The organism is Paenarthrobacter sp. PPS72 (assembly GCF_048537125.1).
Classification (GTDB): Bacteria; Actinomycetota; Actinomycetes; order Actinomycetales; family Micrococcaceae; genus Arthrobacter; species Arthrobacter nitroguajacolicus_E.
The window spans coordinates 142588-156186 of record NZ_JBLYIE010000021.1 but is presented as its reverse complement, the minus strand read 5'-3'; the positions used below and the strand labels follow the sequence as shown (position 1 = coordinate 156186).

General features: G+C 63.3%; 12 protein-coding genes. 4 read left to right on the top strand and 8 right to left on the bottom strand.

The window, feature by feature from the left end; translation table 11 throughout:
* The first annotated feature begins 61 nt into the window (after positions 1 to 61).
* Positions 62 to 1387 (top strand): cysteine desulfurase, encoded by a 1326-nt coding sequence (locus ACLRGI_RS10950; RefSeq protein WP_419201684.1) that lies wholly within the window; start codon positions 62 to 64, stop codon positions 1385 to 1387.
* A gap of 67 nt (positions 1388 to 1454) precedes the next feature.
* Positions 1455 to 1907 (top strand): Fe-S cluster assembly sulfur transfer protein SufU, encoded by a 453-nt coding sequence (gene sufU, locus ACLRGI_RS10945; RefSeq protein WP_419201683.1) that lies wholly within the window; start codon positions 1455 to 1457, stop codon positions 1905 to 1907.
* Positions 1908 to 1929: 22 nt separating this feature from the next.
* Here the strand turns inward: sufU and nhaA are convergent, their stop codons facing one another.
* From nhaA to ACLRGI_RS10925, 4 genes are all read right to left on the bottom strand, one after another.
* The gene (nhaA, locus tag ACLRGI_RS10940; RefSeq protein WP_419201682.1) at positions 1930 to 3261 is read right to left on the bottom strand and encodes a Na+/H+ antiporter NhaA; all 1332 of its coding nucleotides are present in this window, start codon (positions 3259 to 3261) and stop codon (positions 1930 to 1932) included.
* Positions 3262 to 3424: 163 nt separating this feature from the next.
* Positions 3425 to 3646 (bottom strand): SCO4848 family membrane protein, encoded by a 222-nt coding sequence (locus ACLRGI_RS10935; protein ID WP_089594213.1) that lies wholly within the window; start codon positions 3644 to 3646, stop codon positions 3425 to 3427.
* Between the two features lies 1 nt (position 3647).
* Positions 3648 to 4145 (bottom strand): DUF2505 domain-containing protein, encoded by a 498-nt coding sequence (locus tag ACLRGI_RS10930; RefSeq protein WP_419201681.1) that lies wholly within the window; start codon positions 4143 to 4145, stop codon positions 3648 to 3650.
* Positions 4146 to 4192: 47 nt separating this feature from the next.
* Positions 4193 to 5719 carry an SDR family oxidoreductase gene (locus ACLRGI_RS10925; RefSeq protein ID WP_419201680.1) on the bottom strand — a complete coding sequence of 509 codons (1527 nt, stop codon included), beginning with the start codon at positions 5717 to 5719 and terminating at the stop codon, positions 4193 to 4195.
* 109 nt (positions 5720 to 5828) lie between these two features.
* Between ACLRGI_RS10925 and mfd the strand changes: the two genes are divergently transcribed.
* Both mfd and ACLRGI_RS10915 read left to right on the top strand, forming a co-directional pair.
* Positions 5829 to 9461 carry a transcription-repair coupling factor gene (gene mfd / locus ACLRGI_RS10920; RefSeq protein WP_419201679.1) on the top strand — a complete coding sequence of 1211 codons (3633 nt, stop codon included), beginning with the start codon at positions 5829 to 5831 and terminating at the stop codon, positions 9459 to 9461.
* Positions 9462 to 9466: 5 nt separating this feature from the next.
* Entirely contained in the window at positions 9467 to 10276 is an 810-nt protein-coding gene (locus ACLRGI_RS10915) for a metal-dependent hydrolase (RefSeq protein WP_419201678.1), read from the top strand.
* A 12-nt stretch (positions 10277 to 10288) separates the two neighbouring features.
* Here ACLRGI_RS10915 and ACLRGI_RS10910 read toward each other — a convergent pair whose 3' ends face one another.
* The 4 genes from ACLRGI_RS10910 to ACLRGI_RS10895 form a co-directional block, all read right to left on the bottom strand.
* Positions 10289 to 11425, bottom strand: coding sequence for a glycosyl hydrolase family 28-related protein (locus ACLRGI_RS10910; protein ID WP_419201677.1), 1137 nt, complete (start codon positions 11423 to 11425; stop codon positions 10289 to 10291).
* Positions 11426 to 11434: 9 nt separating this feature from the next.
* Complete coding sequence (locus ACLRGI_RS10905) at positions 11435 to 11662, bottom strand: hypothetical protein (protein WP_419201676.1); 228 nt, start codon at positions 11660 to 11662, stop codon at positions 11435 to 11437.
* 52 nt (positions 11663 to 11714) lie between these two features.
* On the bottom strand, positions 11715 to 12407 hold the full coding sequence (gene deoC / locus ACLRGI_RS10900; protein ID WP_419201675.1) for a deoxyribose-phosphate aldolase: 693 nt from the start codon (positions 12405 to 12407) through the stop codon (positions 11715 to 11717).
* A 115-nt stretch (positions 12408 to 12522) separates the two neighbouring features.
* Positions 12523 to 13398 carry an FAD-dependent oxidoreductase gene (locus ACLRGI_RS10895; RefSeq protein WP_419201674.1) on the bottom strand — a complete coding sequence of 292 codons (876 nt, stop codon included), beginning with the start codon at positions 13396 to 13398 and terminating at the stop codon, positions 12523 to 12525.
* Positions 13399 to 13599: the final 201 nt, after the last annotated feature.

The window sequence follows — 13599 nt, the reverse complement described above, 5'->3', positions numbered from 1 at the left end:
GCAAGTCAGGGGCCATCGTGGGATAATGAGGAGTCCCTGAAGGATTTCCAAGGAGCGCCCCTTGACTGCCGTATCAACTCCCGCCTCACTGCAGCGGTCCATGCATGCCATGGACAATGCGGAGGTGTTGCGGATCCGGAACGATTTCCCGGTGCTGGACCAGCTGGTCAACGGCAAACCCTTGATCTACCTTGATTCCGGCGCTACGTCGCAAAATCCGCTCAGTGTCATCGAAGCTGAGCAGGAGTACTACGAGCAACGGAACGCCGCCGTACACCGGGGCGCACACCACCTTGCGGTGGAAGCCACCGAGGTCTTTGAGGATGCACGCCAGACCGTGGCTGACTTTATTGGTGCGCAGTACGAGGAAACCGTCTGGACCTCCAACGCCACGGAGGGTCTCAACCTCATCAGCTACGCGCTGTCCAACGCGGCCCTGTGGGCTGCCCAAGGACGTGGCACGTCCGCCCTGAAGGACCTCGCGATTGATCCGGGCGACGAGATCGTGGTCACCGAGATGGAACACCACGCCAACCTGATCCCTTGGCAGGAGCTTGCCTTTCGGACGGGTGCAACGCTCAAGTACATCCCTGTAACGGATGACGGGACGCTGCGGCTCGATGCCGCCGCTGAGATCGTGGGGGAGCGGACCAAGCTCCTGGCATTCACCCACGCATCGAACGTCCTGGGCACCATCAACCCGGTACCGGAGCTCGTAACCATGGCCCGGGACGCAGGTGCGTTGGTAGTCCTGGACGCTTGCCAGTCCGTGCCGCACATGGCTGTGGACGTCAAGGAACTGGACGTCGACTTCGCCGTGTTCTCCGGTCACAAAATGCTGGCCCCCACCGGTGTCGGTGTGCTGTACGGGAAGCAGGAGCTCCTGGATGTGCTGCCGCCTTTCCTGACGGGCGGGTCCATGATCACCACCGTCACCATGGAACGGGCCGAGTACCTGCCGGCACCACAGCGGTTCGAAGCCGGAACCCAGCGCATCTCCCAGGCTGTTGCGCTCGCTACGGCCGTGAACTACCTCACCGAGACCGGCATAGACCGCATCCATGCGTGGGAAACTGAACTTGGCCAGCGGCTCGTCAAGGGCCTGGAAAGCATTGACGGCATTCGTGTGGTCGGTCCGGCATCCGGTTCCGAACGGATCGGACTGGCAGCCTTCGACGTCGCCGGTGTCCATGCCCACGACGTCGGACAGTTCCTTGACGATCGGGGCATCGCCGTTCGCGTGGGCCACCACTGTGCCCAGCCGTTGCACCGCCGCTTGGGATTGACGGCAACCACCCGCGCCAGCACGTACCTCTACAACACCACGGACGACGTCGATGCCTTCCTCGACGCAGTTTCGGGTGTCCGGGCCTACTTCCAGGCCTGACACTGCGGCGCAGGCCTTCGGCCGCCCAGCCGCTACCAACGATTTCCCAGAAAAGGCAGTAAGCATCATGAGTCTTGACCAGTTGTACCAGCAGATCATCCTGGACCATTCCAAGCAGCGGCACGGCAGCGGCCTGGCGGAAACGGATGCCCCGGACGGTACGTCCACCGGTCAATCACATCAGCTGAACCCCGTGTGCGGGGACGAAGTGACGCTGCGGCTTGCGGTCTCCGACGGAACCGTCCAACAAATCAGCTGGGACGGTGCAGGCTGCTCCATCTCCATGGCTTCGGCCTCGGTGCTCAGCGAACTGGGTGAGGGCATGTCCGTGGAGGAACTGCACTCCGTGATCGGGAACTTCCGCGAAGTTCTCCGTTCACGCGGAAAAGTACAGGCAGACCCCGAGATTTTGGGCGATGCCGCCGCGTTCGAAGGAGTGGCCCGCTACGCCGCCCGCGTAAAGTGCGCCATGATTTCCTGGGTGGCTGCCGAGGACGCGCTCAACCAAGCCACCGCCTAGCGTCCACTGCAGTACCTCCCCGTCAGGCGCGGGCAAAAACGTCAGGTACGCCGTCGCCGTCGTCGTCCCGCTCTTCATCTGCCTGCACCTGGCGGTAGCGCCGGTTGCGGGCCCTCAGCACGACGGCGGCCAGCAGCGCCGAGATCAGGGAACCTGCCAGGATGGCCACCTTGGCGTGGTCGTTGTGGGCGGATCCGGCGTCGAAGCTCAACTCGCCGATCAGCAATGAAACAGTGAATCCGATGCCCGCCAGCAGAGCCAGCCCGAAGAGGTCGATCCAGGCGATGCTGGAATCCAGGCTCGCGCGGGTGGTTTTGGTGACCAGGAACGTTGTGCCGAAGACACCCACGGCTTTGCCTACCACCAACGCAGCCACAATGCCCAGGGCCACCGGATCCCTGAGGGCTGCTCCCATGCCGTCCAAGCCGCCCAAGGCCACGCCGGCAGAGAAGAACGCGAAGACAGGCACGGCAAAGCCCGCCGAGAACGGGCGTAGTTTGTGTTCGAGGTGCTCGGCCAAACCCTCCGCCGGTTCTCCCTTCTTGCCACTTGCCAGAACCGGAACGGCGAAGCCCAACAGCACACCGGCCACTGTGGCATGGATCCCGGAGGCATGGACGAAACCCCAGGTAGCCAGGGCGAGGGGCAACAGGAGGTACCAGCTGCGGATCCGCTTTTGGACCAGGAACGTGAAGAGCGCCAGTGGCACCAGGGCTGCCAAAAGCATGAGGGGCTGGAGCCCGGTGGAGTAGAAGAAGGCGATGATGCCGATGGCGATGAGGTCGTCCACCACGGCAAGGGTCAGCAGGAATGTTCGGAGCGCGGCGGGCAAGTGCGTGTTGATCACGGCCAGCACTGCGAGGGCGAAAGCAATGTCCGTTGCCGTGGGAATAGCCCAGCCTCTGAGTGTTTCTCCTGGCGTCCCGAGGTTGAAGAGAACGTAGATGAGGGCCGGGACCACCACTCCGCCAACGGCAGCGGCCACAGGGACAACTGCGCGGGCCGGCTTGCGGAGTTCCCCTGCAACGAATTCGCGCTTGAGTTCAAGCCCGGCGAGGAAGAAGAATACGGCAAGCAGTCCATCCGAAGCCCAACGACCCAGGCTTAGCTCAAAATGCCAGGGTTCGTAGCCGACCTTGATGTCGCGGAGTGCGAAATAGCCCTCCGCGGCGGGGGAGTTCGCCCAAATGAGCGCGATGACGGTGGCTGCCAGGAGGAGGGCGCCGCCAACCGTCTCTGTGCGGAGGATCGCCAGGATCCTGCGATACTCGGGATAGCTGGAGCGGGAGAAGACTTTGCCGCCCTGGTTCCGGGACTGGCCTGGTGGCTGCGGCTGGCTGGTGGGCTGGGGCACGGGGGCTCCTTAATTTTCGGGAATCAGTCGGTCAAAAGGGGAGCACAACGACTCCGCCGACCAGACTTCCCGGCACACCAATGTCCATCCTACCCAACTAAGTAGCAGCAAAGCGCGTTATCAGCCCTCATTACGCGCTCTGCTGCTACTTAGCGTGTGAAACCTAGGCGACGAGGCCCGCGATCCCGATGGCCGCCGTCGCGAGTCCGAGCACCATGGAGATGGTGACCAGTACAACGTGGACCGTGAGGAACTTGGTGGCCTTGCCGGCGGCATCCCGGGCGCGCGGGTCCTTCATGACGCGCTTCAGGAACTGCGGCCACACCACCAAGGACCAGACGCCGGCAACGATCAGGACGACCGCCAGGATTGCGGGAATCTCCACGCTAGTGGCTTTCGAGCCAGGCCTGCGCCTGCTGCGACTGGATGCCCAAAGCCTTGCCCACCATGGGCTCGGCAGCATCGGCGATCTTGCCGCCGAGGAACGGAACCGAGGAGGTGACGTTGCCTTCGAGCTCAATCCGGGTGCTGCTGCCCTCGGCCACCAGGCGCTGCACGGCGGTGACGTCGAGCGGAGCGCCGGAGATCTTCAGGGCAATCGTGCTGGACCGTGAACCGTCGGCAGCCGGGGCTTCCCACTTCTCGGTCTGGGTCACCTTGAGGGTTTCGCCAACGAACTTGCGGGCGATGTCCGGCAGCCGGGTGGTAGGCAGCGTGCGCACAGTGGTGGTGGTGAAAGCGCCGGCGGTGTCGCCGTCAACATTGAACGATTCCAAGGAGCCGCCCACGTATTCGCTGGTGTGACGCAGGAAGTCTTCGTTGACGAAGACAGCAGCTACGCGGTCAACGCTGTGGGGCAGGGTGGTGGATGCACTCAGGGCCATGGGTCCTCCGTGGATGGTTGTGGTGGAGTTTTTTAGCTCCCAACATCCTACGGGGTCCGGGTGGACACCCCTGAACCGGCCTCCTGGAGCGTAGTGGCCGCAGCGGAAATGTTGCGCGCCATGGAGGGAAAAATGAACCCGTGGAAGGGATACACGCCAAGCCAGTAAAGCCTTCCAGCCAAGCCGCGCGGGAAGAAGATGGCGCGTTGCTTATAGAGGCTGCCGTCACCATCGGGCTCCACGGCCAACTCAAGCCATGCGCCACCGGGGGCCCGCATTTCGGCGCGCAAACGCAGCAAGTGTCCCCGGTCGATTGCCTCCACCCGCCACCAATCCACTACCTCACCCGTGTTCAGTGTTCGGGGGTGCCTCCGACCCCTCAAGAGTCCGGCCCCACCCTGTAGCTTGTCCAGCCAACCCCGGACCCGCCAGGCCAACGGAAGGGAGTACCACCCGTTCTTGCCGCCGATGCCCTCGATGATGGTCCACACGTGTTCCGGCTTGGCTTCGCTGTGGAAGGTCCGTTCATCAAGGAACACTTTGTACCCGGCCCAGTCGGGGTCGCTCGGCAGGGGATCGGCGTCAATGCCCGCATTCGCCCACGTGGTCTCCACCTGCCCGTCCCGTTCCTTGCCCAACGCCAACGCGACTGCGCGCCGGTAAGGTGTCAGGCCGCCGTCGGGCTGTGGAATGTAACGGTCGACGTCGTGCTCCCGCGACACCGCGTCGTGCTGCAGCGATTGCACCAGGGGTAGCGACATGGACAACGGAATGGGCGTTACCAAGGCAACCCACAGGCCCGCGAGCTTGGGGGCCGGTACCGGGAGCGCAACCACCAGCCGCCGGGGGAGTCCCCGCTCCGCGGCGTACTCATTCATCATGTCCTTGTACTTCAGGACGTCCCTGGAACCCACATCGAAGGAGCGATTCAGTTTCTCCTGGACCGCAGCGGCAGCCACAAGGTAGTGGAGGACGTCACGGACCGCGATGGCCTCCACACAATTGTTAACCCAACTGGGTGCCGGCATGACAGGGAGGGTTTCAGCAAGGTGCCGGATCATTTCGAACGAAGCCGAACCCGAACCGATCACCACACCGGCCTGGAACACGATGGAGTCGACCCCGGACTCAAGGAAGACCCGGCCAACGGTCTCCCGGGATCGCATATGGGTGGAAAGTTCGGTGTTCTCCGGGTGCAGGCCTCCGAGGTACACGATCCTGTCCACGCCCGCTTTCCCGGCTGCGTCTGCCACAAGCCTGGCCATCGATTCTTCCTTGGCTTCGAAGCCGCTGCCGGAGGCCATCGAATGGACCAGGTAATACAGGACATCCACGCTCTTTAAAGCGCCCGCCAAGCTACCGGCGTCGGACAAGCTGTCCTGGACGATCTCGACCTGATCGTGCCAGGGAACATCGGCAATCTTCTGTGGTGTACGGACCAGGACCTTGACCTTGTGACCGGCTTCGAGGAGCCGGGGGACCAAGCGTCCGCCAATGTAACCGGTGGCGCCGGTGACCAGCACTGTCTTGGTCTCCTGCGGGGTATTGGAATGCGTAGCTTCCGTAGGTTGCAAAGGAACTCCTGGGGCTGGGGGTAGAGGTAGGCTGGAATGACCCGGCATTCATCTGAATTTCCGGGCATTTGTGTTGCCTGCCCTTGGACCCACCCTAGGAGTTTCTGCCATGAGCCTCAACGGTCTGCGCCGCGCACTGGCGGAGGACAAGACTTTTGCGCGCGTTCGCACGGAGGCGCAGCGGTCCTTCAACGACCGGAACGCCGACTACCAGATCAGCGCCCCCCAAGGGATGCGCGCAGTGTTGCTCGCCGAAATGGCCGATGCTCTTGCTGACAGTGCTGCCCAAGGCGCGGGCGCTCCCGTGGTCCTTGCCGTCACCGCAACCGGTCGTGAAGCCGAGGACCTCACAGCGGCGCTCGCTTCCTACCTCCCCGCGGAGTCCGTGGCCACCTTCCCCAGCTGGGAGACCCTCCCGCATGAGCGGCTTTCGCCCCGCTCAGACACCGTTGGCCGCCGGCTCTCCGTCCTGCGCCGCCTGACGCACCCTGAAAGCTCGACGGCGGCCCCCCTGCGTGTGGTGGTGGCCCCGGTCCGCGCTGTGGTCCAGCCGATCGTGGCCGGCTTGGGCGACTTGGTCCCCGTGACCTTGCAAGTGGGACAGGAACGCTCGTTCACAGAGGTAGTCCGTGCCCTGTCCGACGCTGCGTATGCCCGTGTTGACATGGTGACCCACCGTGGCGAGTTCGCGGTCCGCGGTGGCATCCTTGACGTCTTCCCTCCCACCGAGGACCACCCCATCCGCGTGGAATTCTTCGGCGACGAAGTGGACCAGATGCGCTGGTTCGCTGTGGCCGACCAGCGTTCGCTGTCCGCACCGGGAATCCACCACCCCACTGAATTGCACGCCCCGCCGTGCCGCGAAATCCTGATCACGGCGTCCGTGATGTCCCGTGCCGCCAAGCTCAAGGCGGACATGCCGGCCGCGGCCGACATGCTGGAGAAGATCGCCGGCGGAATCGCCGTTGAAGGCATGGAATCGCTGGCCCCCGTTCTGGTGGATGCCATGGTCCCGTTCGTGGACCAGCTCCCGGCCGGCTCGCTTTCGGTGGTCATCGAACCGGAGAAGGTCCGCACCCGCGCGCACGACCTCGCGGCGACCAACGAGGAGTTCCTGGAAGCTGCTTGGTCAACGGCGTCCGACGGCGGTGCGGCCCCCCTTGATCTTTCGTCACAGGCGTCCACGGATCTGCACGCTGCCAGCTTCCGTTCGCTCACTGAAACCCGCTCGGCCGCCTTGGAACACGGTGTGTCCTGGTGGTCCATTACCTCGCTTGCTTCGGACGAGGACCTGGTCCTGGACATCGATGTCCTGAACATGCGCGCCCGCGAACCTCGCGGCTACCAGGGCGATGTGGCCGAAATGCTGGAGTTCATTGGCTCCCGTGTCCGCGAGCAGTGGCGGGTGGTGGTGGTGACGGACGGTCCCGGGCCCGCCCAGCGCCTGGCCGAACTGTTCCACGACGCGGAGATTCCTTGTTCCCGGGTGGAGTCCCTGGATAACGAGCCCCAACCCGGCATCATCGAGGTGACCACCGCCGCCGTCGGACGCGGTTTTGTCCTGGACGGCCTCAAACTGGGCCTGTTGACCGAAGCCGACCTGCTGGGCCGTGCCACCGCCAGCTCCACCAAGGACATGCGCCGGATGCCGTCCAAGCGCCGCAATGCTGTGGACCCGTTGCAGCTGCATGCCGGCGACTTCGTAGTGCACGAGCAGCACGGCATAGGCCGGTTCGTGGAGCTCATCCAGCGCAAGGTGACCGGTACATCGTCCTCCGATGCCGGTCTGCGCGAGTATCTGGTGCTCGAGTACGCGCCGTCCAAACGCGGCGCGCCGGGGGACCGGCTGTTCGTACCAACCGACCAACTGGACCAGGTGACCCGCTACGTGGGCGGGGATGCGCCGGCCTTGAGCAAGATGGGCGGCGCGGACTGGGCCAGCACCAAGTCCAAGGCACGCAAAGCCGTCAAGGAAATCGCCGGTGAGCTGATCCGCTTGTATTCAGCCCGTATGGCCTCCCGTGGACACGCTTTCGCGCCCGACACCCCGTGGCAGCGCGAGCTTGAGGAAGCGTTCCCCTACGTGGAAACGCCGGACCAGTTGACCACCATCAACGAGGTCAAGGCGGACATGGAGCGGGAGATCCCCATGGACAGGTTGGTCTCCGGTGACGTGGGCTACGGCAAGACCGAAATCGCTGTCCGCGCTGCTTTCAAAGCAGTGCAGGATGGCAAGCAGGTGGCGGTCCTGGTGCCCACCACCCTACTTGCGCAGCAGCACTACGAAACGTTCACCGAGCGTTTCTCCGGTTTCCCCCTGCGGGTGAAGCCGCTGTCACGGTTCCAGAGCAGCAAGGAAGCCAAGGAAACGGCCGAGGGCGTCAAGAGCGGTGCCGTGGACGTGGTGATCGGTACTCACCGGCTTCTGTCCAAGGACTTCCAGTTCAAGGACCTGGGCCTGGTGATTGTTGACGAGGAGCAGCGCTTCGGTGTGGAGCACAAGGAAGCGCTGAAGAAGATGCGCACCAACGTGGATGTGCTGGCTATGAGCGCTACGCCGATTCCGCGAACCCTGGAAATGTCACTGACGGGTATTCGGGAAACGTCCACCCTGGCGACGCCACCGGAGGAACGCCACCCGGTGCTGACCTACGTGGGTCCTTACACGAACAAGCAGACCTCTGCCGCGATCCGACGCGAACTCATGCGTGAAGGGCAGGTGTTCTTTGTCCACAACCGTGTCTCGTCCATCGAACGCATCGCCGCGCAGATCCGCGAGCTGGTCCCCGAAGCCCGTGTGGAAGTGGCACACGGGCAGATGTCCGAGAGCCGCCTCGAGAAGATCATTGTGGACTTCTGGGAAAAGCGTTTCGACGTCCTCGTTTGCACCACTATCATCGAAACGGGCCTGGATATCTCCAACGCCAACACGTTGATCGTGGATGGGGCCGACAAGTACGGCCTCTCGCAACTTCACCAGCTCCGCGGCCGTGTTGGCCGTGGCAGGGAACGCGCCTACGCCTACTTCCTCTACCCCTCGGAGAAACCCTTGGGTGAGGTGGCGTTGGAGCGCCTCAAGGCCGTTGCAGCACACAACGAGCTTGGTGCGGGTATGCAGCTGGCCATGAAGGACCTGGAAATCCGTGGTGCAGGCAACCTGCTGGGCGGGGAGCAGTCCGGCCACATCCAAGGCGTCGGCTTCGACCTCTACATCCGCCTGGTGGGTGAAGCTGTGGCTGAATACCGTGGCGAGGCCGAGGAGAAGGCAGCCGAGATGAAGATCGAGCTGCCCGTCAACGCCCACTTGCCGCACGACTACGTTCCCGGTGAAAGGTTGCGCCTGGAGGCCTACCGGAAGCTGGCCTCCGCCATCACCTACGAGGCCATCGACGAAGTCCTGGCCGAACTCGTGGACCGCTACGGCGAGCCACCGTTGCCTGCCCAGAACCTTATTGCCGTGGCCCGCTTCCGGGTGGGTGCCCGCGAAGCCGGCCTGTCCGACGTCGCACTCCAAGGCAACTTCATCCGTTTCTCACCGGCGCAACTGCCTGAGTCCAAGACCATGCGGCTGAACCGCATGTACCCGGGATCGCAGGTGAAGCCTGCCTTGGACGCCGTGCTGATCCCCAAGCCCAAAACGGCCAGGATCGGCGGACGGGATCTGCAGGACGCCGAGATCCTTCAATGGGCCAATAACGTCATTGAAGCAATTTTCGCTGAAGTACCTGTAAAGGCCGGCTAGCTTCCATGATGGGAGGACATCACGCCGCGTCGGGAGCCGCGGCGTGGATCGCTATTGCCTCGACCGGCCCATATGCCCTGGGATGGTACCCGTTGGATTCCACCGGGATCCTGATCGGCGCCATGGCGACGGCGGGAACTGCTTTGGTGGTCGACTGGGACCACCGACACAGCACCATCGCGAATTCGCTGCCGCCGCTGTCCAACGTGATAGCGGTGGGGATCGAAAAAGCAAGCGGAGGGCACCGCCAAGGGACACACTCGTTTTTGGGGGCCTCCGCGTTTGTGGTGCTCGCAGCCATGGCGGCCCAGTTCCAAATGGTGACTCCGGTAGGCAAGCTCTCCATCGGAGCCGGTCTGCTGTGTATGTTCATGATCAACCTGGCGGCCAAGGCCTTGAACCTGTTTCCAAAGTCAGGCTGGATTACCAACTGGCTGTTCGCTGTGGTCATGGCCGGCCTGGTGACATGGTTCGCGCCGGATCAATGGGGTTGGTTGCCGCTGTCCATGCTCACCGGAGTGGTGGTGCACATCGTGGGGGACATGATTACTGTGGGCGGGGTGCCTCTTTTGTGGCCCATAGTGATCAAGCCGCCGAAATTCCTGCGGAAATCCATGATCCGGGGAATCTGGCGTCCGAACGGCGCCTTCTCCATCCCACTGCTGGGGAGGGCTGGTTCCCGGCGGGAGTGGCTGGTCCTGATCCCTGTCAGCGGCTACGCCATGGTGGGCATGGGAGCCGCAGCGTGGACGCTGGCGCAACAGCATTGGCCCGGTGTTCTAGCGGCTCTGGGCGGGGTACTGCAGCTCCCTTGAAGGGGCTCTACGTCAGCAGCTGGTCACATTGTTGGCCACAATGTTTCCGGGTGCATCCTCGAGCATGATCGTCCCGGCCTGGCAGGTGACGTTGTCCTTCACGACGATGTTTTCCAGGTCGCCGTGGAAATTGAGCCACGGGCCTTGCAGGTTGAAGAAGCTGTTGTTCCTGACCCTTACCTCGCGGACTGCCGCGGTGCCGCCGTCGTAGTATCCGGTTTTGACGCCGTCGGGAGAACCCCAGAACCGGTTGCCCTCCACAGTGATGTTGTAGATCTCATGGTCACCGACGGCCAGCTGCAGTCCTGAGCCATGGGATCCGCCCCGCACGTCGTTGTTTCTGTAGATGACGTCATAAACGGACGCCCCGAGGGCTTGGGCTACGAGCCCGTCGTCGCCGTCATCTCCTTGGCGCTGGTCAATGGTGTTTCCCTCCACCAAGCCGTTATTGGAGTCGGTGATGTGTATGCCGTCCAGCTGGTCATATCGGCCGCTGCTGGTCACCAGCGTGTTGTTGTTGCGGATGCAGAAATTACTGCTGGCTACCACGGCAATGGAGTACGTGTAGGGATTGCGGGTGGTGACGCCCTCCACCAAGGCGTTTACGGAGTGACGGACGTCCACCAAGTACTCGTTGAGTCGTCCCGGAAGGTTCCCATCCAGCTCTTCACCGTTTTGGTCCGCCGTGAGCTGGGAGATGGTGACGTTCCGGGCGCCGTTGGTGGTGATCAACGGATGGCCTCCGAATGGCCCCTCGAATTCAAGGAACTCCGGGCCTGCTTTCAGCACTGTTGTTGGACCGGCTCCCCTGAGGGATACGTTGCTCTTGATGACCAACGGACGTTCCAAGGTAAAGACACCTTCGGGCAGCTGAACGATTGCGCCGCCGCTTTTTGACGCGGAATCTATTGCCTGTTGCAGGGATTTGGACGTGTCCTCAGGGTCGAGGTAGCCATCCACGGCCCATTCCTTGACGCTGGTGGCATTGCTTCCGTACGCATCACAGGAGTCGGGTTCTACGCGTTGGAGCGCATCCGGCCGGCTGAGGGCACTGGCCGAACTGCAACCTGTGAGAAGCAATGTAACCACCATGGAAACGGTCAACAAAAAGGAGTGACCCAGGCGAGGGCCCGGGCCATTCCACGTCATATGCGGGGTCTAGCTTTCGCCAGCGGAGTCGGAGCGGCCCAGAATGGTCTGCGGGATCCAGAAAGCGAGGGCGAACAGGCCAAGGCAGATGGCCATCGGCCAAGCATTATCCAGGGTGAGGAACGACAACGAGTAGATGGCACCCAGGAAGAGCACGATCATGACCAGGAACAGCACAATGCTGGTGGCCAGGCTGTTCTCTTTTTCGATGGGGGCGCTTGTGGCGTTCTTGGACATTCATTCCTCCTCGCCCCGCAGGGCTCAAAAATCTCTGGCGGCAGCGGAAGCCTTAGTAGGCAGATGAACCCTGTTCACCCTTGACAATGGCAATTCCGGAACTCGCTCCGATACGTGTTGCACCAGCAGCAATCATAGCCTGTGCATCGGCCAGCGAGCGCACTCCACCGGAGGCCTTCACACCCAGGTCCGGTCCGACGGTCTTCCGCATCAGGGCAACGTCTTCAACAGTGGCGCCGCCCCCGTTGAAACCCGTGGAGGTTTTGACGAAGTCGGCCCCGGCTTCCACGGCAGCTTCGCAGGCGATGATCTTTTGCTCGTCGGTCAACATGGACGTCTCGATGATGACCTTAAGGATGGCCTCACCGGCATGGACTACCTCGGACACTGCCCTGATGTCGTCCACCAGCGCGCCCTTGTCGTTGGCGCGGGCGGAGGCCATGTTGATCACCATGTCGATTTCATCCGCGCCGTCCAGCACGGCTCCGCGGGCTTCGAAAGCCTTGACATCGCTGGGCGTGGCGCCCAGCGGGAATCCGATCACTGAGCACGTGAGCACACCGGAACCCTTGAGGGCCTTGGTGACGGTCTTGACCCAAACGGGGTTCACGCAGACTGACTTGAACTTGTACTCGACTGCCTCGGCGCACACCTTGAGGACGTCGGCCTCGCTGGCCTCCGGCTTGAGCAGTGTGTGGTCAATGTAGGAGGCGATATTTGCAGTGGCGACGGCTTCGTTGCTCATGGGATCCTTCCGTGCAGGGCGTGGCCGGCCCGGTGGCCGCAGGGTTGTCACTGCCCGTCAAAGGACCATCTTGCCATACGCGCCGGAGGCCACTTGGGCGGTTGCCGGCGATGGGTCAGGCTGCGATCAACGTCTGCTGATCGTCCTTGCCTGCGCTCAAGAGCAGGCCCGAGGCACACAGCATCGCAGAGGACTCGGCGGACAGGAGCAGGCCCAGGCGAAGCCCGTCGCAGGAAGCGGCATCGCCTATGGCCCAAATGCCGGGGACGGTTGTGGCGAGGTCGCGCCCTACTGAAATGCCGCCGTCGGGAGCTGTTGTGAGTCCGGCGCTTTCGGCGAGGTCGTTGCGGGCAGTCCGCTCCTCCGCCAGGACAACCAGGTCGCCTTTCATGCTGCTGCCGTCTTCGAAGAGGATGCCGGTGGCCGTCAGCCCACCGGTGCTTGTGCCGGTGGAAGGCACGACGGCGGTGGGGCGGAGGGTTGTGCGGACGGGACGGACGCCGCGGGCCCGCAGCACGGCCTCAGCCTGGCCCGCTGCCGGTCCGTTCCCCACAAGGATTCCCAGCGGGCGGCGACCCACCAAGCGGGTAACGTCCTTGACCGCTTCGCCGATGTTTGCGGCGTCGTCGATGGTGGAGTAGCTCAGGCTGGACTCGGCGCCTTCCACCGGTGGAAGGGCCGGGGCGGAGCCGGTGGCGATGACCAGCTGGTCGTAGGAGAACTCCATGCCGTCCACGGTGGTGACAATCCTGGCGTCGGGGTCAACGAAGCTGGCGGCCTGCCCGAAGCGCACCGAGACCTGAGGGAGTTCGGCGAGTTCCAACAGGGCCTCCGGGCACTCGTCGCGGTTGCTGAGCACGGTGATGGTTCCGTGGAATGCGCGCTGCCGGGAGTCGGCTCCTCCGGCGAGTCGCCGCACCAAGGCCTGGGCGGCGGGACCTGCGCCCGCGATGACGATGTGGAGGGAAGGTGCGGACGGGATGGCGGACATGTTTGGCCCTTTCGCTCATGTGACCTGCTGTTGATCATCAGCGTAGGGGGCCGGTTTTTCGCGGGTGTTTCGCCACTGTTGCCATCTTTGGCGTATCCGAAGCGTGCTGTTTACCGGCCGGTAATAACGTGGATCACATCCGGCTCCTCAACTATTGGAGGGTAGTGGGCCCGCTGACCCTTGTGGGCCGCGGTGGCATGA

Coding starts and splice junctions, on each gene's coding strand:
- sufU (WP_419201683.1), top strand. CDS start 1,455: ATGAGTCTTGACCAGTTGTACCAGCAGATCATCCTGGACCATTCCAAG.
- ACLRGI_RS10930 (WP_419201681.1), bottom strand. CDS start 4,145: ATGGCCCTGAGTGCATCCACCACCCTGCCCCACAGCGTTGACCGCGTA.
- mfd (WP_419201679.1), top strand. CDS start 5,829: ATGAGCCTCAACGGTCTGCGCCGCGCACTGGCGGAGGACAAGACTTTT.
- ACLRGI_RS10915 (WP_419201678.1), top strand. CDS start 9,467: ATGATGGGAGGACATCACGCCGCGTCGGGAGCCGCGGCGTGGATCGCT.
- ACLRGI_RS10910 (WP_419201677.1), bottom strand. CDS start 11,425: ATGACGTGGAATGGCCCGGGCCCTCGCCTGGGTCACTCCTTTTTGTTG.
- ACLRGI_RS10905 (WP_419201676.1), bottom strand. CDS start 11,662: ATGTCCAAGAACGCCACAAGCGCCCCCATCGAAAAAGAGAACAGCCTG.
- deoC (WP_419201675.1), bottom strand. CDS start 12,407: ATGAGCAACGAAGCCGTCGCCACTGCAAATATCGCCTCCTACATTGAC.
- ACLRGI_RS10895 (WP_419201674.1), bottom strand. CDS start 13,398: ATGTCCGCCATCCCGTCCGCACCTTCCCTCCACATCGTCATCGCGGGC.